We start from the raw sequence: 20463 nt of genomic DNA on the forward strand, positions 1-20463 counted from the left end.
TTGAAATCGCAACGATAAGTTGCATTAGGCATATCGCCCATGGCAGTGCTTGTACTTCTTGCCGCTGCCGCAGGGGCAGTCTTCGTTGCGGCCGACCTTGCCCCAGGATGCCGGGTTCTTCGGATCGCGCTGCGCGGCGTTGGCCTGCGGGGCCAGCGTCACGTTGGCGAAGGCCATCTCGTCCTCGCCGGTATCCGGATTGAGCTTGTGCACTTCCATCGCGGGCAGGATGGGCGCTTCCTGCTCCGGCGGGATGATCTCGACGCGCATGAGCTGCGCGGTGACGGCCTCGCGCAGATGCGCGCTCATCTCCTGGAAGAGATTGAAGGCCTCGGTCTTGTACTCCTGCAACGGATCGCGCTGGCCGTAACCGCGCAGGCCGATGACCTGGCGCAGATGGTCGAGCATGATGAGGTGCTCGCGCCAGAGGTGATCGAGCGTCTGCAGCAAGATGGTCTTCTCGACGTAACGCATCACGTCGGGACCCCACTGCGCGACCTTGGCCGCCATGTGCTCGTCGGCGCGGGTCTCGATGCGGGTGAGCAATTCCTCGTCCGCGATGCCCTCTTCCTTGGCCCAGTCATCGACCGGCAAGTCGAGATCGAGCACGCGCTTCAGCTCTTCCTTGAGCCCCGCGACGTCCCACTGCTCGGCATAGGCATGCTCGGGCACGTGCTTGGCGACGAGGTCCTCGATGAAGGCGTGGCGCATGTCGGCGATGGTCTCGGCGACGTTCTCGTCCTTCATCAGATCGACGCGCTGGTCGAAGATCACCTTGCGCTGGTCGTTCTGGACGTTGTCGAACTTCAGGAGGTTCTTGCGGATGTCGAAGTTGCGCGCCTCGACCTTCTGCTGCGCCTTCTCGAGTGCCTTGTTGATCCAGGGATGGATGATGGCCTCGCCCTCTTTCAGGCCGAGCCGCTGCAACATGCTGTCAAGACGATCCGAGCCGAAGATGCGCATCAGATCGTCTTCCAGCGACAGGAAGAATTTCGAGCGACCGGGGTCGCCCTGACGACCCGAACGGCCGCGGAGCTGGTTGTCGATGCGGCGGGACTCGTGACGCTCGGAGCCGATGATGTAGAGGCCGCCGGGCTTCTTCACGGTCTTGGCGGGCTTTGAGCCCTTGGCCGGCTCGATCTCGACGGTCTCCTCGGCTTTCAGCACGATGTCGCGGAAATGCTCGATGTCGGCCTTGATCTGCTCGATCTTTTTGGCCTTCTCGGCTTCGTCCTCGATCCCTGCGGTCTCCTGCTGGATACGCATCTCCAGGGAGCCACCGAGCTTGATGTCGGTGCCGCGGCCGGCCATGTTGGTCGCGATCGTGATCGCGCCGGGAACGCCGGCTTCCGCCACGATATAGGCTTCCTGCTCGTGGAAGCGTGCGTTCAGCACCGCGAAAAGCTTTGCGGGCTTGCCGGCGCGGGCAGCCGTGTAGAGCTTTTCCAGCGCGCTTTCCTTACCGAAATCGATCTGCTTGTAGCCGTTCTGCTTCAAGAACTCGGCGAGCACTTCCGACTTCTCGATCGACGCCGTGCCGACCAGCACCGGCTGGAGGCGCGCATTGGCGCGCTCGATCTCGGCGAGGATGGCGACGTATTTTTCCTTCTGGGTGCGGTAGACCTCGTCGTCTTCGTCCAGACGCGCGACCGGCAGGTTGGTCGGGATCTCCAAGACCTCGAGCTTGTAGATGTCGAACAATTCGTCGGCTTCGGTCGCCGCCGTGCCGGTCATGCCCGCCAGCTTCTCGTACATGCGGAAGTAGTTCTGGAAGGTGATCGAAGCGAGCGTCTGGTTCTCGGGTTGAACCGCGACGTGCTCCTTGGCTTCGAGTGCCTGGTGCAGGCCTTCCGAATAGCGCCGGCCCGGCATCATACGTCCGGTGAATTCGTCGATGATCACGACCTCGCCGTCGCGAACGATGTAGTCCTTGTCGCGCGTGAACAGCGTGTGGGCGCGCAGCGCCTGGTTGACGTGGTGCACGACCGAGACGTTCTCGACGTCGTAGAGCGACTCGCCCTTGAGTTGGCCCGCGTCGCGGAGCAGCGTCTCGAGCTTCTCCATGCCGCCTTCGGTCAAGGTCACCGTGCGCTGCTTCTCGTCGACCTCGTAGTCCGTGACCTTCTCCAGTCTCGGCATGAAGGTGTCGATGGTGTTGTAGAAGTCCGAACGGTCGTCGAGCGGGCCGGAGATGATCAGCGGGGTGCGGGCTTCATCGATGAGAATGGAGTCCACTTCGTCGACGATCGCGTAGTAGTGCGGCCGCTGGACCATGTCCTCGAGCCGGTACTTCATGTTGTCGCGCAGATAGTCGAAGCCATATTCGTTGTTGGTGCCGTAGGTGATGTCACAGGCATAGGCCGTCTTGCGCTCGGCATCGTCGAGCCCGTGCACGATCACGCCGGTGGTCATGCCGAGGAAGCCGTAGATCTGGCCCATCCAGCCGGAGTCGCGACGGGCGAGGTAGTCGTTGACGGTGACGACGTGGACGCCCTTGCCGGCGAGCGCGTTGAGATAGACCGCGAGCGTTGCGACCAGCGTCTTGCCTTCGCCGGTCTTCATCTCGGCGATGTCGCCCTCGTGCAGCACCATGCCGCCGATGAGCTGGACGTCGAAATGGCGCTGGCCGAGCGTGCGCTTGGCGGCCTCGCGCACCGTGGCGAAGGCCGGCACCAGGAGGTCGTCCAGCGACTTGCCCGATGCGAGCTGTTGCTTGAATTCGGCGGTGCGGGCCTTGAGGGCTTCGTCGGAGAGTTTTGAGAGTTCCGGCTCGAGCGCGTTGATCGCGCTGACCCGGGATTGGTATCCCTTCACCCGCCGGTCGTTGGCGGAGCCGAAAAACTTGCGGGCGAGCGCGCCGATCATGCCAAATTCCTGTGTTCGCGATTACCGCGTTGCAGCCAAGAGGTTGTCACCAACTTGCCTATCAACTCACCGTGACGCCTCGCGGCCAAGACCCCGTTCCGGGGTCATCCGCCATATAGGTGGGAATTGAGCAAATCTGGGTTCAACGGCCAAAAACGCAGCAAAATAAACGCTATCGCCATGGACGCGACCGGCCAGAGATATGGCCCACCCTGAGCCTTGTCAACGGCGACCGGCTTTCCGCTAATTCATCATTTTGACAGGTTTTTCGCGTTGCCAAGGCACCCCGATTGGGCGAGTGTCCGCCCCGCCCAAATACCCCCTTCAGGATAAGGATTTTCCATGACCACCTCGTTCCCGGTAACGAAAACCGGCCTGCGCTTCGGCCTTGCCACCGCCCTTGCGGGCTGCCTTGCACTGGCGCTGATCGCAGGTCCCGGCCGGGCCGCCGACGACCCGGTCCTTGCCAAGGTCAATGGCGCGGAGATCAAGAAGAGCGACGTCGCGCTCGCCGAGGAGGAATTGGGGCCCTCGCTCGCGCAGATGGACCCGGCGACCAAGGACGAGAACGTGCTGGCCTTCCTGATCGACATGAAGATCGTCGCCAAGGCCGCCGAGGACAAGAAGATCGCCGACGGCGACGAGTTCAAGAAGCGCCTGGCGTTCGCGCGCAACCGGCTCCTGATGGACAGCCTGCTCGCTCAGGAAGGCAAGACGGCGACCACCCCTGACGCCATGAAGAAGGTCTATGAGGAGGCCTCCAAGCAGATCACCGGCGAGCAGGAAGTGCGCGCCCGCCACATCCTGGTCGAGACCGAGGACGAGGCCAAGGCCGTGAAGGCCGAGCTCGACAAGGGTGCCGATTTCGCCGAGCTCGCCAAGAAGAAGTCCAAGGATCCGGGCTCCGCCGACGGCGGCGACCTCGGCTTCTTCACCAAGGAGCAGATGGTGCCGGAATTCTCGGCCGTCGCGTTCGCGCTCGAGCCGGGCAAGATCTCCGACCCCGTGAAGTCGCAGTTCGGCTGGCACATCATCAAGGTCGAGGAAAAGCGCAGCCGCAAGGCGCCGGATTTCGACCAGGTCAAGGGCCAGATCGAGAACTACGTCACCCGCAAGGCGCAGGCCGACTATGTCGCCAAGCTGCGCGCGGAGGCCAAGGTCGAGAGGCTCGACCAGCCGGCTGCCGACGCGGCCAAGCCGGCCGACGCGGCGAAGCCGGCTGACAAGCCGGCCGCCGATAACAAGATGGCGCCCCCCGCGAAGAAGTAAGAATTCGCTGTCACTTCGCTGACGCCAATAGTATCTAAGCATCGTGATGCCCGGCCTCGTGCCGGGCATCTGCTTATCTGGATTTGATTCCCAAAAGGCGCCCCGCGATGTCCTCCTCCGTCTCCCCGCTTGCCCCGAAACATGTTCCCGACATGCCCGTCATCGCGGGCGTCAGGTTGGCAACGGCCGAGGCCGGCATCCGCTACAAGAACCGCACCGACGTGCTGCTCGCCCTTCTGGACAAGGGTACCGCGGTCGCCGGCGTCTTCACCAGGTCGAAATGCCCCTCTGCACCGGTGGAATGGTGCCGCGCCAAGCTGAAGGGCGGCAAGGCGCGCGCGCTGGTCGTCAATTCCGGCAATGCCAATGCCTTTACCGGCAAGACCGGCCGGGCATCGACCGCGCTGACCGCGAAGATCGCGGCCAAGGCCGTCGGCTGCAGCGAGGGCGAGATTTTTCTCGCATCGACCGGCGTGATCGGCGAGCCCCTGGATGCGACCAAGTTCGACGGCGTGCTGGGCCGTCTCGCGGAGACCGCCGAGTGCGGCGATTATCTCGCAGCGGCGAAGGCGATCATGACCACCGACACCTTCCCGAAGGTCGCAACCAGAACTGTGAAGCTCGGCAAGGCCAAGGTCACCATCAACGGCATGGCCAAGGGAGCCGGCATGATCGCGCCTGACATGGCGACGATGCTGTCGTTCATTTTCACCGACGCGCCGATCGCACCAGCCGCGCTGCAGGCGCTGCTCAAGAGCGGCGTCGAGGACACGTTCAACGCGGTGACGATCGACGGCGATACCTCGACTTCGGACACGCTGCTGGCCTTCGCGACCGGAGCGGCAGCCGAGCACGGCGCACCAAAGATCAGCCGCGCCAGCGACCCGCGCCTGAAGGCCTTCGTCAAGGCGTTCAACGAGGTGCTCGCCAATCTCGCCGAGCAGGTCGCCCGCGACGGCGAAGGCGCGCGCAAGCTGGTCGAGATCACCGTGGAAGGCGCCAAGACCAAGGCGTCGGCGCGCAAGATCGCGATGTCGATTGCGAACTCGCCGCTGGTGAAGACCGCGATCGCCGGCGAGGACGCCAATTGGGGCCGCGTAGTCATGGCGGTGGGCAAGGCCGGCGAGCCCGCCGATCGCGACAAGCTGTCGATCTCCTTCAACGGCATCCGCGTCGCCAAGAGCGGCGCGCGCGATCCGTCCTATGATGAAGCGCAGGTGTCGGAGGCGATGAAGGCACCGGAGATCGCGATCAAGGTCTCGCTCGGCCTCGGCAAGGGCCGCGACCGCGTGCTGACCTGCGACCTCACCAAGGAATATGTCGCGATCAACGGCGATTATCGCTCATAGGCGTCATGGCCGAACTCAAGCTGACATTGGTGGTGGCCTGCGCGCTCATCGACGCCGACAAGCGCGTCCTGATCGCGCAGCGCCCCGCGGGCAAGGCACTTGCCGGCCTCTGGGAGTTTCCCGGCGGCAAGCTCGAGCCGGGCGAGCGGCCGGAGCAGAGCCTCATTCGCGAGCTGCACGAGGAGCTCGGCATCACCGTCAGCGAGCCGTGCCTGGCACCGCTCACCTTCGCAAGCCACGCCTACGAGACGTTCCATTTGTTGATGCCGCTCTACATCTGCCGCCGCTGGGAAGGGACGGTGGCGGCACGCGAAGGCCAGACCCTCGCCTGGGTCCGCGCCAACAAGCTGCGCGACTATCCGATGCCGCCGGCGGACATCCCGCTGATCCCGCATTTGATCGATCTGCTGATGTGACGATGCTCTTGCATCGTCATTCCGGGGCGCGCGCAAGCGCGAACCCGGAATCTCGCGCCACAACTTCCGGATTCCGGGTTCGGTCCTGCGGACCGCCCCGGAATGACGGTGTGTGGCTTACGTCTTCCCCGCCTTCTTCACCGCCTCCGCAAGACTCGCCTTGGCCGAGCCGGGCTTGAGCGGCTGCTGCTGGCTGGCATGCGGCGCCCAGCCGGAGAGCCAGATGATGTCGAACGTCGCGCGGATACGGCCGTCGGAATCCGCAAAGCGCTCGGCATAGACCTCGGCCATCCGCAGCATCGTCGCGCGCCGCGTCGGCGTGCGCCGCCGCTCGATCAGCACGTTGGCTGCGCCCATGCGCCGCAAATCCTGCATCAGCGCGAAGGCATTCGCGTAACGCACGACGATGCGGTCGACGTCGGTGACCGGCAGCGCAAAGCCAGCCCGCTGCAACAGCGCACCGATGTCGCGCAGGTCAGCGAACGGCGCGACGCGCGGCGATACCCCGCCCTCGCATTCGGCTTCGGCCGCGGCAAAGGCCTGCCTGAGCTCGGTGAGACTGTCGCCGCCGATCATCGCGGCGAGCAGCAGGCCGTCGGGCCTCAGCGCGCGACGGATCTGCGCGAGCACACCCGGCAAATCGTTGACGAATTGCAGCGCCAGCGCAGACGCCACGAGATCGAGGCTTTCCGGCGCCAGCGGCAGCTTCTCCTCGCCCGCAGCATCGAGCTCGATCCGTTGCACGTTGCCAAAGCGCGTGCGCAGCGCCGACAGGCCGTCGCCGGGGGTCCAGAGATCGGCAACGGCGCCAAATTCGCGCATCACTGCGGCAAGCCGATCGGCCATGTCCTCGTCGACGCGATCGAGCAGGAAGCTGACAGGCCCCCGCACGCGCGCACGGGACTGCCGCACATGCAGCAGCGCACGATCGAACAGGGCGGGCGGGATTTGCGGGGTTTGCGCCATGCTGCTGGTTACGCCGATCTCGACGGGTCTGGCAATCCGTTGTGAGCGGCGCTAGCCTTCGTTCATGGAAACCGTCCCGTCCCGTTCCATCTCCGCCCATTGGCGTGGGGCGCTCTCGGTCGGCCAGCGCATGCTGTCACGCGTGGCAAGGCTCGCACTCGACATCGCGCTGCCGACCCTGTGCGTGTCTTGCCGCGAACCGGTCGATGGCGAGGGCGTGTGTGCGGCCTGTTGGGCAAAGCTGTCGTTCATCGCCCCGCCCTACTGCCCGCGACTTGGCATTCCCTTCGTCTATGATCCCGGCCCCGAGATGCTGTCGATGGAGGCCATTGCCAGCCCGCCCGCCTACCATCGGGCGCGCGCCGCGGTGCGCTATGACGACGTCGCACGCACGCTGGTGCATTCGCTGAAGTACCAGGACCGCACCGATCTTGCGCCGGCCATGGGCCGCTGGATGGCGCGCGCAGGGCGCGAGTTGCTCAGCGAGGCCGACATGCTGGTGCCAGTGCCCCTGCATTGGCGGCGGGCCTGGCGCCGCCGCTACAACCAGTCGGGCGCTCTGGCGCGCGTGATCGAGCGCCAGAGCGGAGTCAAGGTGAAAGGCGACGTCTTGCGCCGGGTCCGCGCCACCGAGCAGCAGATCGGGCTGTCGCGCGCCCAGCGCACTACCAACGTGCAGGGCGCATTCCAGGTATCTGCCGACCACCAAGCCGAGGTACAGGGCCGGCGCATTGTCCTCATAGATGACGTCCTGACCTCCGGTGCGACACTGGATGCCTGCGCCCGGGCCTTGCTCCGCGCCAAGGCGACGCAGGTCGACGCACTGGTCTTTGCCCGGGTTGTGGAGACCGGGTCCCGTCCCATATAATTCAATCAATTCATGAAACGAGAGCGCCACCCGACATGACTGCTGCTGTCGAGATCTACACCCGGCCAGGCTGCGGCTATTGTTCCGCCGCCAGGTCGCTGTTGACCCGCAAGAAAGCCGCCTTCACCGAGTTCGACATCGCCAAGAACCCGTCGTGGCGCCAGGAGATGTATGACCGCGCCGGCGAGGGCTCGACATTCCCGCAGATCTGGATCGGCGAGACGCATGTTGGTGGCTGCGACGAGCTCTATTCGCTCGATCGCGAAGGCAAGCTCGATGCACTGCTCGAAAGCGTCAAGGCGGTCTCATGAGCCAGAATCAAGCTCAAGCGCAGGATCGTACCTTCACCGCCGCCATGGTGCAGATGCGCACCGGTCTTCTGCCTGAACCGAGTTTCGAGCAGGCGAACAAGCTGATTCGAAAGGCGGCGGCGAACGGCGCGAATTACGTGCAGACGCCCGAAGTCAGCAACATGATGCAGCTGAACCGCAAGGCGCTGTTCGATCACCTCGCCAGCGAAGAGGACGACAAGTCGCTGAAAGCCTATCGCGCACTCGCGGCCGAATTGAATATCCATCTGCATATCGGCTCGCTGGCGCTGCGCCATTCGCCGGAAAAGGCGGTCAACCGCTCCTTCCTGATCGGGCCCGACGGCAATGTGCTGGCGAGCTACGACAAGATCCACATGTTCGACATCGAGCTGCCGGACGGCGAGAGCTATCGCGAATCCGCCAACTACCAGCCGGGTGAGACGGCTGTGATCTCCGACCTGCCCTGGGGCCGCGTCGGGCTCACGATCTGCTACGACGTGCGCTTCCCCGCGCTCTATCGCGCGCTGGCAGAGGCTGGCGCGTCGTTCATCACCGTGCCCTCGGCCTTCACCCGCAAGACCGGCGAAGCGCATTGGCATGTGCTGCTGCGCTCGCGCGCAATCGAGACCGGGTGCTTCGTGTTTGCCGCGGCGCAGGCCGGGCTGCACGAGAACAAGCGCGAGACCTATGGTCACTCGCTGATCATCGATCCCTGGGGCGAGATCCTCGCCGAGGGCGATGTCGAGCCGGGCGTCATCATGGCCAAGATCGATCCGGGCAAGGTCGAGACCGCGCGCAGGGCGATTCCCTCGCTGCAACATGGCCGCCGCTTCGGCGTCGCCGATCCGAAGGCAGGCCCTGACCATCTGCACCTGGTGCGGGGATCGGCATGATACGCTATGCGCTCCGCTGCGAGCGGGACCACGAGTTCGAAAGCTGGTTCCAGAGCTCGTCAGCTTACGACCAGCAGGTCAAGCGCAAGCTCGTGACCTGCCCGATCTGCGGTTCGGCCAAGGTCGACAAGGCGATCATGGCGCCGCGCATCGTCGGCAAGAAGGGCCGCGAACGCGCCGCGCCCGAGCCGACCACGCCCGCGCCGACGACCGAGGTCGCACAGCAGACGCCGACGTCGCTGATGCTGGCGCAGGAGCGCGAGCTGCGCACCAAGCTGAAGGAGCTCCGCGATCACATCGTGAAGCATGCCGACAATGTCGGCGAGCGCTTTCCGAATGAAGCCCGCGCCATGCACTATGGCGACAAGGAGCACCGCCCGATCTATGGCGAGGCTTCGCCGGACGAGGCCAAGGCGCTGATCGACGAAGGCATCGAGGTGTCGCCGCTGCCGACGCTGCCGGAAGACAGGAACTGACGCCTCGGTGTCATTCCGGGGCACGCGCAGCGTGAACCCGGAATCTCGCGCCGCAACTTCTGGATTCCGGGTTCGATGCTGCGCATCGCCCCGGAATGACAGCTTGGGTTAGGCGCCGACCAGCACCGCGACGCCGATCACGATGAGCACGATGCCGAAAATCTCGCGCGGCGAGACCGGCTGCTTGAACGAGTAATACGCCACGGCTTGCGCGAACAGCACCTCGATCAGTGCGAGCGTGCGGACATTGGCCGCGGCAGTCAGCGCGAACGACAGGAACCAGAATTGCGAGGCGAACGCGCCCATGAAGCCGGCGAGCAGCGACGGTTTCCAGAGGCCAAGGATCGCGTGCAAGACCTTTGGCGCGCGCCACAGCAGGTAGATCGTCAGGATCAGCGTCTGCACGAACAAGCCCAGCACCAGCGTGAACGAGGACGCCGTCACGAAGGTGACCCCGGGCACCGTGATGATCGCGCCGCGGAAGCCGACGGCTGACAGTGCGAACGCTGCGGCGGCGACGAGGCCGGTGATGGTCGGCTTCAATTCGGCGAAGCTTTTCTCGCCACCGGGACGCAGCGCGGTGGTGACGACACCAACGGTCGCGATCACGATCGCCAGCACCTTGAGCCAGGTCAGGTGATCGCCGAGAAAGACGAAGCCGAAGATCGCGGTCTGGATCGCTTCGGTCTTCAGGTAAGCCGTCGTCACCACGAAGGAGCGATCGTTCATGGCGAGCAGCATCAGTCCGGTGGCGACGATCTGGCTGAGCGCACCGAGCAGCAGCCACGGCCAGAACACCGACGGCGGCATGCTGAGATGATCGCCGGAGGCGACCAGCACCACGGCGAGGAACAGCACCGAGAACGGGAAGCCGAACAGGAAGCGAATGTTGGTCGCGCCCCAGGTGCCCAGCGGCTTCGTCAGCGACCGCTGCATCGCATTGCGAGCCACCTGCCCGAGCGCAGCGATGACGGTGAAGGGAATCCAGAGGCTGGTAACGGTGAGCATGGGCGGGAGCTAGAACAGGAATCGATTGCGGCCAACCTGCAAGCTGAGGCCTGCGCGGTCAACCGCGGCGACGTCATGGGAGCGATGCCCGCGCCACAAACTCCCTGTCGTCCCTGCGAAACGCAGGGACCCATACCCCAGGGAGTAGCTATGCGAAGGCTGCCAACCCGCGCATCCAACACCGTTCGCCACCGATAGATTCCGCAGGATGGGTTCCTGCGTTCACAGGGACGACAGTTGGGGCTAGGTGGTCCCGACCGCTGCCTCAAACCAGTAAGTCGCTGAGGTCACGCCATTCCGGGTTTTCGCGCTCGATCAGGTCGATCTTCCAGTCGCGCTTCCAGCGCTTCAGCTGCTTTTCGCGGGCAATCGCGACTTCCGCCTGCTCAAAGGCCTCGGTGTAGACAAGCCGATGCACTCCGTAGCGTTTAACGAATTCCGAACCCTTGCCGCTCCGGTGCTCTTGCAAGCGTTTCCGAAGCGAGTTGGTGACCCCGATATTAAGTGTTCCGTGATGGCGGCTCGCGAGGATGTAGACGTAATACATGCTCGGAACGCCTGTCTCGGCTAACGACTTGGGCCTGTGGTTATGGGTCCCTGCGTTCGCAGGGACGACGTCGACCGTGGGGCGGATGCTCGTGTCCTATTCACAGCCAGCCTCACACCATCCCTTCCGCCACGACCATGTAGTTCACGTCCATGTCGGGGGAGAGGCTCCATTTGTCGGCGAAGGGCGAGTAGACGACACCGGTTTGCTCGGTGATGACGAGGCGGTTGTCGAGCAGATATTTGGCGAGTTCGTCGGGGGTGACGAACTTGTTCCACTCATGGGTGCCGCGCGGCAGCCAGCGCAGCACGTATTCTGCGCCGACGATGGCGAGCGCAAAGCTCTTCCAGTTGCGGTTCAGCGTCGAGACCACCATCAGCCCGTTCGGCTTCAGCATCGCGGCGCAGCGGCTTAAGAAGACGCCGACGTCGGTGACGTGCTCCACCACCTCCATCGCCAGCACGATGTCGAAGCGCTCGCGCGGATCGACCTCCTCGACCGTTGTGCAGCGGTAGTCGATCGACAGGTGGCCCTTGTCGGCATGCAGCTTTGCGGCCGCGATGTTGCTTGCCGAGGGATCGATGCCGATGACCTGCGCCCCGAGCCGCGACAGCGGCTCGCAGAGCAGGCCCGCGCCGCAACCGATGTCGAGCACGCGCAGGCTTCCGAGGCAGTTGAGGCTGCGCACATTGCGCTCGAACTTGCGGCAGGCGGCGTCGCGGATGTAGCCGAGCCGCAGCGGATTGATCTTGTGCAGCGGGGCCATCTTGCCGTTGGGGTCCCACCACTCGGCGGAAAGTTTCGAGAACTTCGCGACCTCGCCGGCGTCGACGGTCGAGGCCTGGCTGCTCATTGTGGCGGTGGAACTATTCTGCTGCATGCTCATGACAACGCGCCGTCCTACCGCACGGTGATGGAATTGCGGAAGGCGAGTGGGGACGCGATGGTCTCGATCTTCTCGATCCCCTCGCCCACGCCGCGGATCGTCACATCGCCGTAGTTGAAGATGCGGCCCAGAATGCTCTGGTCGACATCCACACTTTCAACCTTGTCGAGGCTCATTTCAAAGGTCTTCCGGGTGATGAACCCGGCCTTATGCACAACCCTGAAATTGGTCACGTCGGTTTCGGTCGTGAAGCGGTGGAACCAGCCCTTCAGCATCCAATAGAGAGCGACCAGCGCCACCAGGCCGGAGGCCGTGAGGCAGAGCAACACGAGAGCCTCCGTGGCCGTCTGCCGGGACATCAGAAGCAGGACCAGGGCCACGATCCAGGCCAGAATCGCCGGGAAATAGAAGATCCAGTGCGCATTGGTCGAATACAGCACCTTCTCGCCGGGCTGCAGGATCTCGTCGATATAACGCGCCATAACCTCGATCAACCCATTCCCCGCCCCAACGGGTCCATCAGGAACCGGCTTGCCCCCGGCCCCGCCGCTCTGTATACGCGCGGTCGGTAGCTACCCCGCCCAGCGCGGGCCACCATACTGATCCTCAAGAGGGAATGCACGCGTCGTCATGAGCCGCCTCGTGATGAAATTCGGCGGCACGTCCGTCGCCAATATCGAACGTATCCGCAACGTCGCACGACATGTGAAGCGCGAGGTCGACGCCGGGCATGAGGTTGCCGTGGTGGTCTCGGCGATGTCCGGCAAGACCAACGAACTGGTCGCCTGGTGCACCGAAGCTTCTCCGATGCACGATGCGCGCGAATACGACGCCGTCGTCGCCTCCGGCGAGCAGGTGACGTCGGGCTTGCTGGCCATCGTGCTGCAGAGCCTGGGCATCCAGGCCCGCTCCTGGCAGGGCTGGCAGATCCCGATCAAGACCAGCGACGCCCATGCCTCGGCCCGCATCGAGGACATCGACGGCACCGAGATCATCAACCGCTTCAAGGAGCGCAAAGAGGTCGCGGTCATCGCCGGCTTCCAGGGCATCAATCCCGAGACCGGGCGAATCACCACGCTCGGCCGCGGCGGCTCCGACACCTCGGCGGTTGCGATTGCCGCCGCCGTCAAGGCGGATCGCTGCGACATCTACACGGATGTCGATGGCGTCTACACCACCGACCCGCGGATCGTGCCGAAGGCGCGCCGGCTCGACAAGATCGCGTTCGAGGACATGCTGGAACTGGCCTCCCAGGGCGCCAAGGTGCTCCAGGTCCGCTCGGTGGAACTCGGCATGGTCCACAACATGCCGATCTTCGTCCGCTCGAGCTTCGACAAGCCCGAGGACATCGACCCGCATGCCAACCAGCCGCCCGGCACGCTGATCTGCAGCGAGGAGGAGATCATGGAAAACCACGTCGTCACCGGCATCGCCTTCTCCAAGGACGAGGCCCAGATCTCGGTGCGCCAGATCGAGGACAAGCCGGGTGTCGCCGCCTCGATCTTCGGGCCGCTCGCGGACGCCAACATCAACGTCGACATGATCGTGCAGAACGTCTCCGAGGACGGCAAGACCACCGACCTGACCTTCACGGTGCCGGCGACCGACTACGCCCGCGCCAGGGATACGATCACCGCTGCCAAGGCCAAGATCGGCTATGCGCGGCTCGACAGCGCCACCGACGTCGCCAAAATTTCCGTGATCGGCAGCGGCATGCGCAGCCATGCCGGCGTCGCTGCCCAGGCGTTCTCGGCCCTCGCGGCGCGGAATATCAACATCCGCGCCATCACAACCTCCGAGATCAAATTCTCGGTTTTGATCGACACCGCCTATACCGAGCTTGCGGTGCGGACCCTGCACACGCTCTACGGTCTCGATCAGGTTTAGACGAATTTTCTGTTAGCGGCCGCAGCAAACGCGAAGGTGTACACACCTTCGCGTTTGGCAGGCGTTTTGCTTGGCAAAACAAGCCTCAATTCGCTATACGGCGAACAGGGTGGGCTGCCGCAGACTGTGCCCCAGTTCAGGCGGTGCCGATTCGGCACAAGCGCCAGATCCCGGAGGATTTGGGCTCGTGCCGGCGCCGGACGAGCAAATTTGTTGTTTTTCTGGAGTTTTGGGCCAGCCGCCGGCTACCCCGCCGGGCCAGGCAGATGAAGGAGATTGACGGCACATGCGGAGTGCATCGGGAGGTCCCCGCGTCTTGTTGAGACGGCTCCGCGAAACCATGGCGGAGCAGGTCTCGGCCCAGGAGCGGCTGGACAAGATCGTGGTGCTGATCGCCGCCAACATGGTGGCCGAAGTGTGCTCGGTCTATGTGCTGCGCGTCGACAACACCCTCGAGCTCTACGCCACCGAAGGCCTCAACCGCGAGGCCGTGCACCATACGGTGCTGAGCGCCCATGAGGGCCTGGTCGGCCTCGTCGCCAGCGAGGCGACCCCGCTCAACCTCAGCGACGCCCAGAGCCATCCCGCCTTTTCGTTCCGTCCCGAGACCGGCGAAGAGATCTACCACTCCTTCCTCGGCGTGCCGATCCTGCGCGCCGGCAATACGCTCGGCGTGCTGGTGGTGCAGAACCGCGCCAAGCGCAATTATGTCGAGGAGGAGCTGGAGGCACTGCAGACCACCGCGATGGTGCTGGCGGAGCTGATCGCCTCGGGCGAATTGTCCGCGCTGGCCCAGCCCGGCCTCGAGCCGGCCGCGCGCCATTCCGCGCAAAAGGTCGGCGCGATCCTGTCGGAAGGCATCGCGCTCGGCCATGTCGTGCTGCACGAGCCGCGCGTCGTCATCAAGGACTACATCGCCGAGGACCTGCCGAGGGAAATCAAGCGGCTCGACACCGCTCTCGCCAAGCTGCGCTCCGACCTCGACCGCATGCTGGAGCGCGGCGACGTCGCCGAGGGCGGCGAGCACCGCGACGTGCTCGAAGCCTACCGCATGTTCGCAAACGACCAGGGCTGGTCGCACAAGCTGCACGAGGCGGTCGCGACCGGCCTCACCGCGGAAGCCGCGGTCGAGCGCGTGCAGTCCGACACCCGCGCGCGCATGCTGCGCTCCACCGATCCCTATTTGCGCGACCGCCTGCACGATCTCGAAGACCTCGGCTACCGCCTGATGCGGCAGCTCGTCGGCCAGGACCACGCGCCGTCCCGCGAGCAACTGCCCGACAACGCCATCGTCATCGCCCGCGCAATGGGCCCGGCGGCGCTGCTCGACTACGACCGCAAGCGGCTGCGCGGCATCGTGCTGGAGGAAGGCACCGCCAACTCGCATGTCTCGATCGTGGCGCGCGCGCTCGGCATCCCCGCGGTCGGCGAGGTGCCGAACGCGCCGGGTATCGCCGATCCCGGTGATGCCATCATCGTCGACGGCACCTCCGGCTCGATCTATGTGCGGCCCTCGCAGGAGATCGAGGCCGCCTATGCGGAGCGCGTCCGTTTCCGCGCGCGCCGCCAGGCGCAGTATCTGGCGCTGCGCGACCGTCCCTGCGTCACCAAGGACGGCGAGGCGGTCGAGTTGATGATCAACGCGGGCCTTGCGATCGACCTGCCCCATATCGACGACACCGGCAGTGCCGGCATCGGCCTGTTCCGCACCGAGCTGCAATTCATGGTCGGCCAGAGCCTGCCGCGCACCAGCGACCAGCTCGCGCTCTACCGCACCGTGCTCGATGCCGCCGGCACCAAGCCGGTCACCTTCCGCACCCTCGATATCGGCGGCGACAAGGCGCTGCCCTATATGGAGGCGGTGATCGAGGAAAATCCCGCGCTCGGCTGGCGCGCGATCCGGCTTGGCCTGGACCGCCCCGGCCTGCTGCGCGGCCAGATCCGCGCACTGTTGCGCGCCGGCGGCGGCCGCGCGATCCGTGTGATGTTCCCGATGATCTCGGAGGTCGGCGAATTCGATTCGGCGAAGGCGCTGGTCGAGCGCGAGCTGACCTATTTGCGCCAGCACGGCCATACGCTGCCGGAGCGCATCGACATCGGCACCATGGTCGAGGTGCCGGCGCTGCTCTACCAGCTCGACGAGCTCCTGAAGAAGGTCGACTTCATCTCTGTCGGCTCCAACGATTTGTTCCAGTTCCTGTTCGCGGTCGATCGCGGCAACGCCAAGGTCTCGGAGCGGTTCGACACCATGTCGGCACCGATCCTGCGCGTGCTGCGCGAGATCGTGCGCAAGTCCAATGCCGCGAAGAAATCCGTCTCGCTGTGCGGCGAGATGGCGTCCAAGCCGATCGGCGCGCTGGCGCTGATCGCGATGGGTTACCGCTCGCTGTCACTGTCGGCGACCGCGCTCGGGCCGGTGAAGGCGATGGTCCTCGACCTCGATGCCAAGAAGGCCGGCGCGATGCTCGATCCGCTCCTGGACGCGCCGACCGGCACCGTCTCGATCCGGCAGAAGCTGACGCAATTTGCCGAGGCCGAAGGGCTGTCGTTGTAGCGGGCCGGTCCGAAAGCCGTCCCGACTCGTCCCCTTTTTGCACCTGAGACTTGATCGATGTCGTCACTCCCCGAAGCCAAACTGGACGTCCTCCTTGCACATCACGCCTCTCTCGAGGCCGAATCGCTCGGCCAGCTCTCCTCGGAGCGTTATGTGCAGATCACGCGCGAGCTCGCCGAGATCGGCCCGCTCATCGACGCGGTGAAGACTTATCGGTCTGCGGTGAAGGAGCTCGCCGACACCGAGGCGCTGATCGCCGATCCCGCGACCGATGCCGAGATGCGCGGCATGGCCGAGGCCGAGCGCGACGAGCTCTCGTCCAGAATCGAGGATCTCGTGCAGAAGATCCGCGTGGCACTGCTGCCCAAGGACGCCATGGACGACCGCAACGTGATGCTGGAAATCCGCGCCGGCACCGGCGGCGACGAGGCCTCGCTATTCGCCGGCGACCTGTTCCGGATGTATGAGCGTTTTGCCGGTTTGCAGGGCTGGAAGGTCGAGGTGATCTCGGCGAGCGAGGGCACGGTCGGCGGCTACAAGGAAATCATCGCCGAGGTGCAGGGCCGCGGCGCATTCTCGAAGCTGAAGTTCGAATCCGGCGTGCACCGCGTGCAGCGCGTGCCCGACACCGAGACGCAAGGCCGCATCCACACCTCCGCCGCAACGGTCGCCGTGCTGCCCGAGGTCGAGGATGTCGATGTCGACATCAAGAACGAGGATCTGCGCATCGAGACCATGCGCGCGGGCGGCGCCGGCGGCCAGCACGTCAACAAGACGGAATCGGCGATCCGCATCACCCACATTCCGACCAGCATCGTCGTGATGATGCAGGACAGCCGATCGCAGCACAAGAACCGCGCCTCGGCGATGAACATCCTGCGCTCGCGCATCTACGACGCCGAGCGCCAGCGCGTCGAGGCGGCGCGCTCGGCCGACCGCAAGGAGAAGGTCGGCTCCGGCGACCGCAGCGAGCGCATCCGCACCTACAACTTTCCGCAGGGGCGCGTCACCGACCACCGCATCAATCTGACGCTTTACAAGCTGCCGCAGGTGATCGCGGGCGAATCGCTTGGCGAGCTGATCGATGCGCTGACCACGGAGCACCAGGCCGCCCAGCTCGCGGCGCAGGGTGCTGCGGCCTAAAGCGCGATGAGATTAGCATGAATCGTCATCGCGCTTTAGGTTGTTGTTTGAGCATGATCTTTTCGGAAAACCGCTCCACACTTTTTCCGGATCATGCTCTAACGCCCCTTCGTACGGAACGACCGCAGGATCTTGCTCAGGGCCGGGCTTGCCGCGCGCAGCTCTTCAAGATGGATTTTTGAGAGCGCCCGCAGCTTCTGTTCGCCGACGGCCGTCAGCCTGAGACGGACCTTCCTGGCATCCTTCGGATCGGCAACCCGGCTGACCAGCTTGAGCTTCGTCATCCGGTCCATCAGCTCGACCGCGGTGTGATGCCGGATTAAAAGGAACCGCGCGACGTCGCCGATGCTTGCAGCGTCCGGTCCGGCATAGCCCTTGATCGCGAGCAGTGCCTGATGCTGCTGGGGCGTCAGCCCCGCGCGCTGGGCTGCGGCCTCGCTGAAAGCCAGGAAGGTTCGCAGCTGGTAGCGGAATTGCGCCAGCGCCTGATAGTCGGCCTCGCGCATCGCCGCACTCTCGCGCCGCGCCGGCGTCTTCTTCGGTTGGACCATGCCGTGCCGTCCGCCTCGATCTCACCACCGCCGACAGGAGCGGGGCGTCAAGGCTAGCAAGCGGCCAGCTCCAGACCAACCGGGCGACACCGTGGATGCACAGCTATCCGCCGGCCTAAGCGCGATGAGATTAGGATGAACCGTCATCGCGCTTTAGGTTGTTGTGTGAGCATGATCTTTTCGGAAAACCGCTCCACACTTTTCCGGATCATGCTCTATTCGAAGTTGGAGAAGTTCGAGAGCAGGATCTTCACCAGGATGATCTGGAACGCGATCGGGATACGCACGCTTCTTCGCCGGATCGACCGCTGCAACGCGCCCGCAATCTCGGTGCTGGAGAGAGCGCCGGAGGCGGCGTTGGCGATCAGCCGCGTCCACATCTCCGACAGTGATCCGCCGGGCCGGATCGTCGGCTTGATCGTGACGCCACAGCCCTGCGCCCAGGCGATGATCTCGCGTGTCGTGTGAGGGCCGCAATTGCGCGCGGTCGCAAGACGCTCGGCGGTCAGCGCGAGCAGCAGCTCGCGTGACGGCGACCAGCTGCCCTTCGGCGGCTGCTCACCCGTCAGCTCGACTGCAAGCTCCTTGAGCACGTTCTGGGCACGCACGCTCAGCGTCTTCATCGGACCGGGCGCAGGGTTCGACTGACCGGCCGGCGTGCTGCGCCGGCCGTCCGGCCGATTGCGCGCGTCCGGGTTGCGTAGCGCGTCGAGCGCCTGCGGCATCATCCGCTGGCCCTCGCCGTCGCCCGCAGTCCGGCCCGATTCCCGCGGCCAGGATCGCCGCTTCCTGGCCCTCGCCGTTCTCGTTTGCCGCGTCATCTCGCCTGCCAAACCCAGAAGTCACATACTCATAAAGACTAATATATATCGTTATGCGATATGTTTTTGCGAGACAATTTTCGTCGTCCTACGAAAGGCGAAATTGACAGCGAGCCATCACAAGCAATGCTTGCGGCAAGAGCTACACGGGGATGTGACACGACGCGTTCGGCTGGTGAGACCGGATGAGCGCGGCAAACGGTCACGTCCCCCCAACAAACATGCTCGGGAGGAACTTGATCATGACGAACAGCTTCATCAGCCGCGGCTTGAATTCCAGACTTTCGCGCCGGCGCTTGCTGCAAGGCAGTGCCGGCATCATCGGCGGCTCGCTGCTGCCGGCGATGCCCGCCCTCGCCGACGACAAGCCCGCGCTGGGCACCTATCCGGCGGGCGCCTCCGGCTCGTCTGTCTTCATCGGCATCTCCGTGCCGCGCACCGGCACCTATGCGGTGCAGGGCGAGGACGAGCTCAAGGGCTATCAGCTCGCGATCGAGCACATCAACAGCGGGCATGATCTGATCAAGAAGATCTCGCCCAAGACGACCAAGGGCGTGCTGGGCAAGGAACTGAAATTCGGCGTCGCCGATTCTGCCGCCAAGCCCAACGAGGCGGTGCAGGCGCAGCAGCGCTTCATCAGCGAGAACAAGGCAATCATGATCACCGGCGGCACGTCGAGCGCGGTCGCGGTCGCACTGAACAAGCTCGCGCAGCGTGAGAAGGTGATCTTCGTCTGCGGCATCTCCGGCTCCAACGATACCACCGGCAAGGATTGCGTCCGCTACGGCTTCCGTCAGGACTTCTTCGGCCAGACGGCCGCCGCGGCAATTGGACCTGTAATGGTCAAGGCCTTCGGCAAGAATAAGAAAGCGGCTTACCTCACGCCGGACTACACGTATGGTCACACCGTGACCAAGTCGATGCAGGACTTTCTCGCGGGCGCCGGCTGGACCACCGCGACGAACCAGGTCGCGCCGCTGGGCGCTCCCGACTATTCCTCATACCTGCTCAACGTCGCGAACTCCGGCGCCGACGTGCTCATCAACGTCAACTGGGGACACGATGCCGTGCTCTCGACCCAGCAGGCCAAGCAGTTCGGCGTGCTCGACAAGATGAAGCTCGTGATTCCCTACCAGGTGCCGTTCATCGCGCGCGAAACCGGCGGCCTGATGCAGGGCGTCTACGCCGCGACCGACTATTGGTGGACGATCGAGGACAAGTTCCCGCTCGCCAAGATGTTCAACGACGCCTTCGCGGCGAAGTACGGCTACAAGCCGGAATGGGGCGCGGAGAACGCCTATATCAGCTTCGCGCACTGGGCCCACATGTGCGAGGAAGCCGGCAGCTTCTATCCGCCTGACGTCATCAAGGCCTATGAGAAGGGCGAAACCCTCCCCTCCTTCGTCGGCGACGTCCACTACCGCGCGGAAGATCATCAGTGCGTCCGCCCTGTCATCATCGTCAAGGGCAAGATGGAAAAGGACATGAAGAACAAGGAGGACTACTACGACGTCGTCGAGATCGTGCCCGGTGAGGGCCTGATGCAGAAGCCGGACGCGTTCGGCTGCCATCTCGGCGAATACTCGTGAACCTTGGGTTGACCCCTGTGACGCCGCAGGCAGTTGCCACGCCTGCGGCGTCAGCCTTTTGCGG

General features: G+C 64.6%; 19 protein-coding genes. 11 read left to right on the forward strand and 8 right to left on the reverse strand.

Going from position 1 to position 20463, the window contains the following annotated elements:
* Nucleotides 1-24: 24 nt before the first annotated feature.
* Complete coding sequence (secA, locus tag Q3C01_RS26785) at nucleotides 25-2865, reverse strand: preprotein translocase subunit SecA (protein ID WP_458148291.1); 2841 nt, start codon at nucleotides 2863-2865, stop codon at nucleotides 25-27.
* 342 nt (nucleotides 2866-3207) lie between these two features.
* Here secA and Q3C01_RS26790 point away from each other — a divergent pair, with 342 nt between their 5' ends.
* The 3 genes from Q3C01_RS26790 to mutT all read left to right on the forward strand — a co-directional run bounded on the left by Q3C01_RS26790 (nucleotide 3208) and on the right by mutT (nucleotide 5899).
* Complete coding sequence (locus Q3C01_RS26790) at nucleotides 3208-4134, forward strand: peptidylprolyl isomerase (protein ID WP_458148292.1); 927 nt, start codon at nucleotides 3208-3210, stop codon at nucleotides 4132-4134.
* A 107-nt stretch (nucleotides 4135-4241) separates the two neighbouring features.
* On the forward strand, nucleotides 4242-5483 hold the full coding sequence (argJ, locus tag Q3C01_RS26795) for a bifunctional glutamate N-acetyltransferase/amino-acid acetyltransferase ArgJ (protein ID WP_458148293.1): 1242 nt from the start codon (nucleotides 4242-4244) through the stop codon (nucleotides 5481-5483).
* Nucleotides 5484-5488: 5 nt separating this feature from the next.
* Nucleotides 5489-5899, forward strand: coding sequence for an 8-oxo-dGTP diphosphatase MutT (gene mutT, locus Q3C01_RS26800; RefSeq protein ID WP_458148294.1), 411 nt, complete (start codon nucleotides 5489-5491; stop codon nucleotides 5897-5899).
* A gap of 117 nt (nucleotides 5900-6016) precedes the next feature.
* Here mutT and Q3C01_RS26805 read toward each other — a convergent pair whose 3' ends face one another.
* A complete protein-coding gene (locus tag Q3C01_RS26805) occupies nucleotides 6017-6865 on the reverse strand; it encodes a methyltransferase domain-containing protein (RefSeq protein ID WP_458148295.1) in 849 nt (282 codons plus the stop codon).
* Nucleotides 6866-6929: 64 nt separating this feature from the next.
* On the opposite strand from Q3C01_RS26805, the gene Q3C01_RS26810 reads away from it, so the two are divergent.
* From Q3C01_RS26810 to Q3C01_RS26825, 4 genes are read left to right on the forward strand one after another with little or no spacing between them, the layout of a single operon-like run.
* Entirely contained in the window at nucleotides 6930-7733 is an 804-nt protein-coding gene (locus Q3C01_RS26810) for a ComF family protein (RefSeq protein ID WP_458148296.1), read from the forward strand.
* Nucleotides 7734-7768: 35 nt separating this feature from the next.
* Nucleotides 7769-8044, forward strand: a complete 276-nt coding sequence (grxC, locus tag Q3C01_RS26815; protein WP_458148297.1) for a glutaredoxin 3 — start codon at nucleotides 7769-7771, stop codon at nucleotides 8042-8044.
* Nucleotides 8041-8937 carry a carbon-nitrogen hydrolase family protein gene (locus Q3C01_RS26820; RefSeq protein ID WP_458148298.1) on the forward strand — a complete coding sequence of 299 codons (897 nt, stop codon included), beginning with the start codon at nucleotides 8041-8043 and terminating at the stop codon, nucleotides 8935-8937. The genes grxC and Q3C01_RS26820 overlap by 4 nt, the downstream gene beginning before the upstream one ends.
* Nucleotides 8934-9413: a DUF1178 family protein gene (locus Q3C01_RS26825; protein ID WP_458148299.1), complete on the forward strand. Its 480-nt coding sequence runs from the start codon at nucleotides 8934-8936 to the stop codon at nucleotides 9411-9413. Before Q3C01_RS26820 ends, Q3C01_RS26825 begins: the two co-directional genes overlap by 4 nt.
* Nucleotides 9414-9521: 108 nt before the next feature.
* On the opposite strand, the gene Q3C01_RS26830 is transcribed toward Q3C01_RS26825, so the two are convergent.
* The 4 genes from Q3C01_RS26830 to Q3C01_RS26845 all read right to left on the reverse strand — a co-directional run bounded on the left by Q3C01_RS26830 (nucleotide 9522) and on the right by Q3C01_RS26845 (nucleotide 12336).
* On the reverse strand, nucleotides 9522-10421 hold the full coding sequence (locus Q3C01_RS26830) for an EamA family transporter (RefSeq protein ID WP_458148300.1): 900 nt from the start codon (nucleotides 10419-10421) through the stop codon (nucleotides 9522-9524).
* Between the two features lie 265 nt (nucleotides 10422-10686).
* Nucleotides 10687-10968 (reverse strand): GIY-YIG nuclease family protein, encoded by a 282-nt coding sequence (locus tag Q3C01_RS26835; protein ID WP_458148301.1) that lies wholly within the window; start codon nucleotides 10966-10968, stop codon nucleotides 10687-10689.
* A 112-nt stretch (nucleotides 10969-11080) separates the two neighbouring features.
* Nucleotides 11081-11854, reverse strand: coding sequence for a bifunctional 2-polyprenyl-6-hydroxyphenol methylase/3-demethylubiquinol 3-O-methyltransferase UbiG (gene ubiG / locus Q3C01_RS26840; protein ID WP_458148302.1), 774 nt, complete (start codon nucleotides 11852-11854; stop codon nucleotides 11081-11083).
* Between the two features lie 14 nt (nucleotides 11855-11868).
* The gene (locus Q3C01_RS26845) at nucleotides 11869-12336 is read right to left on the reverse strand and encodes a PH domain-containing protein (protein ID WP_458148303.1); all 468 of its coding nucleotides are present in this window, start codon (nucleotides 12334-12336) and stop codon (nucleotides 11869-11871) included.
* Between the two features lie 148 nt (nucleotides 12337-12484).
* On the opposite strand from Q3C01_RS26845, the gene Q3C01_RS26850 reads away from it, so the two are divergent.
* The 3 genes from Q3C01_RS26850 to prfA all read left to right on the forward strand — a co-directional run bounded on the left by Q3C01_RS26850 (nucleotide 12485) and on the right by prfA (nucleotide 17438).
* The gene (locus tag Q3C01_RS26850) at nucleotides 12485-13741 is read left to right on the forward strand and encodes an aspartate kinase (protein WP_458148304.1); all 1257 of its coding nucleotides are present in this window, start codon (nucleotides 12485-12487) and stop codon (nucleotides 13739-13741) included.
* 286 nt (nucleotides 13742-14027) lie between these two features.
* Nucleotides 14028-16295 carry a phosphoenolpyruvate--protein phosphotransferase gene (ptsP, locus tag Q3C01_RS26855; protein ID WP_458148305.1) on the forward strand — a complete coding sequence of 756 codons (2268 nt, stop codon included), beginning with the start codon at nucleotides 14028-14030 and terminating at the stop codon, nucleotides 16293-16295.
* 57 nt (nucleotides 16296-16352) lie between these two features.
* Complete coding sequence (gene prfA / locus Q3C01_RS26860) at nucleotides 16353-17438, forward strand: peptide chain release factor 1 (protein ID WP_458148306.1); 1086 nt, start codon at nucleotides 16353-16355, stop codon at nucleotides 17436-17438.
* Nucleotides 17439-17536: 98 nt separating this feature from the next.
* On the opposite strand, the gene Q3C01_RS26865 is transcribed toward prfA, so the two are convergent.
* Together Q3C01_RS26865 and Q3C01_RS26870 are read right to left on the reverse strand one after the other, a co-directional pair.
* The gene (locus Q3C01_RS26865; RefSeq protein WP_458148307.1) at nucleotides 17537-17989 is read right to left on the reverse strand and encodes a MarR family winged helix-turn-helix transcriptional regulator; all 453 of its coding nucleotides are present in this window, start codon (nucleotides 17987-17989) and stop codon (nucleotides 17537-17539) included.
* A gap of 215 nt (nucleotides 17990-18204) precedes the next feature.
* Nucleotides 18205-18810 (reverse strand): hypothetical protein, encoded by a 606-nt coding sequence (locus Q3C01_RS26870; RefSeq protein WP_458148308.1) that lies wholly within the window; start codon nucleotides 18808-18810, stop codon nucleotides 18205-18207.
* Between the two features lie 242 nt (nucleotides 18811-19052).
* On the opposite strand from Q3C01_RS26870, the gene Q3C01_RS26875 reads away from it, so the two are divergent.
* On the forward strand, nucleotides 19053-20399 hold the full coding sequence (locus Q3C01_RS26875; protein WP_458148309.1) for a substrate-binding protein: 1347 nt from the start codon (nucleotides 19053-19055) through the stop codon (nucleotides 20397-20399).
* Nucleotides 20400-20463 lie beyond the last annotated feature (64 nt).

Source organism: Bradyrhizobium sp. UFLA05-109, from assembly GCF_054185165.1.

Excerpts from the sequence above, each read along its gene's own strand:
- ptsP (WP_458148305.1), top strand. The coding sequence starts at position 14,028 with ATGCGGAGTGCATCGGGAGGTCCCCGCGTCTTGTTGAGACGGCTCCGC.
- mutT (WP_458148294.1), top strand. The coding sequence starts at position 5,489 with ATGGCCGAACTCAAGCTGACATTGGTGGTGGCCTGCGCGCTCATCGAC.
- Q3C01_RS26820 (WP_458148298.1), top strand. The coding sequence starts at position 8,041 with ATGAGCCAGAATCAAGCTCAAGCGCAGGATCGTACCTTCACCGCCGCC.
- Q3C01_RS26850 (WP_458148304.1), top strand. The coding sequence starts at position 12,485 with ATGAGCCGCCTCGTGATGAAATTCGGCGGCACGTCCGTCGCCAATATC.
- Q3C01_RS26830 (WP_458148300.1), bottom strand. The coding sequence starts at position 10,421 with ATGCTCACCGTTACCAGCCTCTGGATTCCCTTCACCGTCATCGCTGCG.
- secA (WP_458148291.1), bottom strand. The coding sequence starts at position 2,865 with ATGATCGGCGCGCTCGCCCGCAAGTTTTTCGGCTCCGCCAACGACCGG.
- Q3C01_RS26875 (WP_458148309.1), top strand. The coding sequence starts at position 19,053 with ATGACGAACAGCTTCATCAGCCGCGGCTTGAATTCCAGACTTTCGCGC.
- Q3C01_RS26845 (WP_458148303.1), bottom strand. The coding sequence starts at position 12,336 with ATGGCGCGTTATATCGACGAGATCCTGCAGCCCGGCGAGAAGGTGCTG.
- prfA (WP_458148306.1), top strand. The coding sequence starts at position 16,353 with ATGTCGTCACTCCCCGAAGCCAAACTGGACGTCCTCCTTGCACATCAC.
- Q3C01_RS26835 (WP_458148301.1), bottom strand. The coding sequence starts at position 10,968 with ATGTATTACGTCTACATCCTCGCGAGCCGCCATCACGGAACACTTAAT.
- Q3C01_RS26865 (WP_458148307.1), bottom strand. The coding sequence starts at position 17,989 with ATGGTCCAACCGAAGAAGACGCCGGCGCGGCGCGAGAGTGCGGCGATG.
- Q3C01_RS26790 (WP_458148292.1), top strand. The coding sequence starts at position 3,208 with ATGACCACCTCGTTCCCGGTAACGAAAACCGGCCTGCGCTTCGGCCTT.
- Q3C01_RS26810 (WP_458148296.1), top strand. The coding sequence starts at position 6,930 with ATGGAAACCGTCCCGTCCCGTTCCATCTCCGCCCATTGGCGTGGGGCG.
- argJ (WP_458148293.1), top strand. The coding sequence starts at position 4,242 with ATGTCCTCCTCCGTCTCCCCGCTTGCCCCGAAACATGTTCCCGACATG.
- grxC (WP_458148297.1), top strand. The coding sequence starts at position 7,769 with ATGACTGCTGCTGTCGAGATCTACACCCGGCCAGGCTGCGGCTATTGT.
- ubiG (WP_458148302.1), bottom strand. The coding sequence starts at position 11,854 with ATGAGCATGCAGCAGAATAGTTCCACCGCCACAATGAGCAGCCAGGCC.
- Q3C01_RS26805 (WP_458148295.1), bottom strand. The coding sequence starts at position 6,865 with ATGGCGCAAACCCCGCAAATCCCGCCCGCCCTGTTCGATCGTGCGCTG.
- Q3C01_RS26870 (WP_458148308.1), bottom strand. The coding sequence starts at position 18,810 with ATGACGCGGCAAACGAGAACGGCGAGGGCCAGGAAGCGGCGATCCTGG.
- Q3C01_RS26825 (WP_458148299.1), top strand. The coding sequence starts at position 8,934 with ATGATACGCTATGCGCTCCGCTGCGAGCGGGACCACGAGTTCGAAAGC.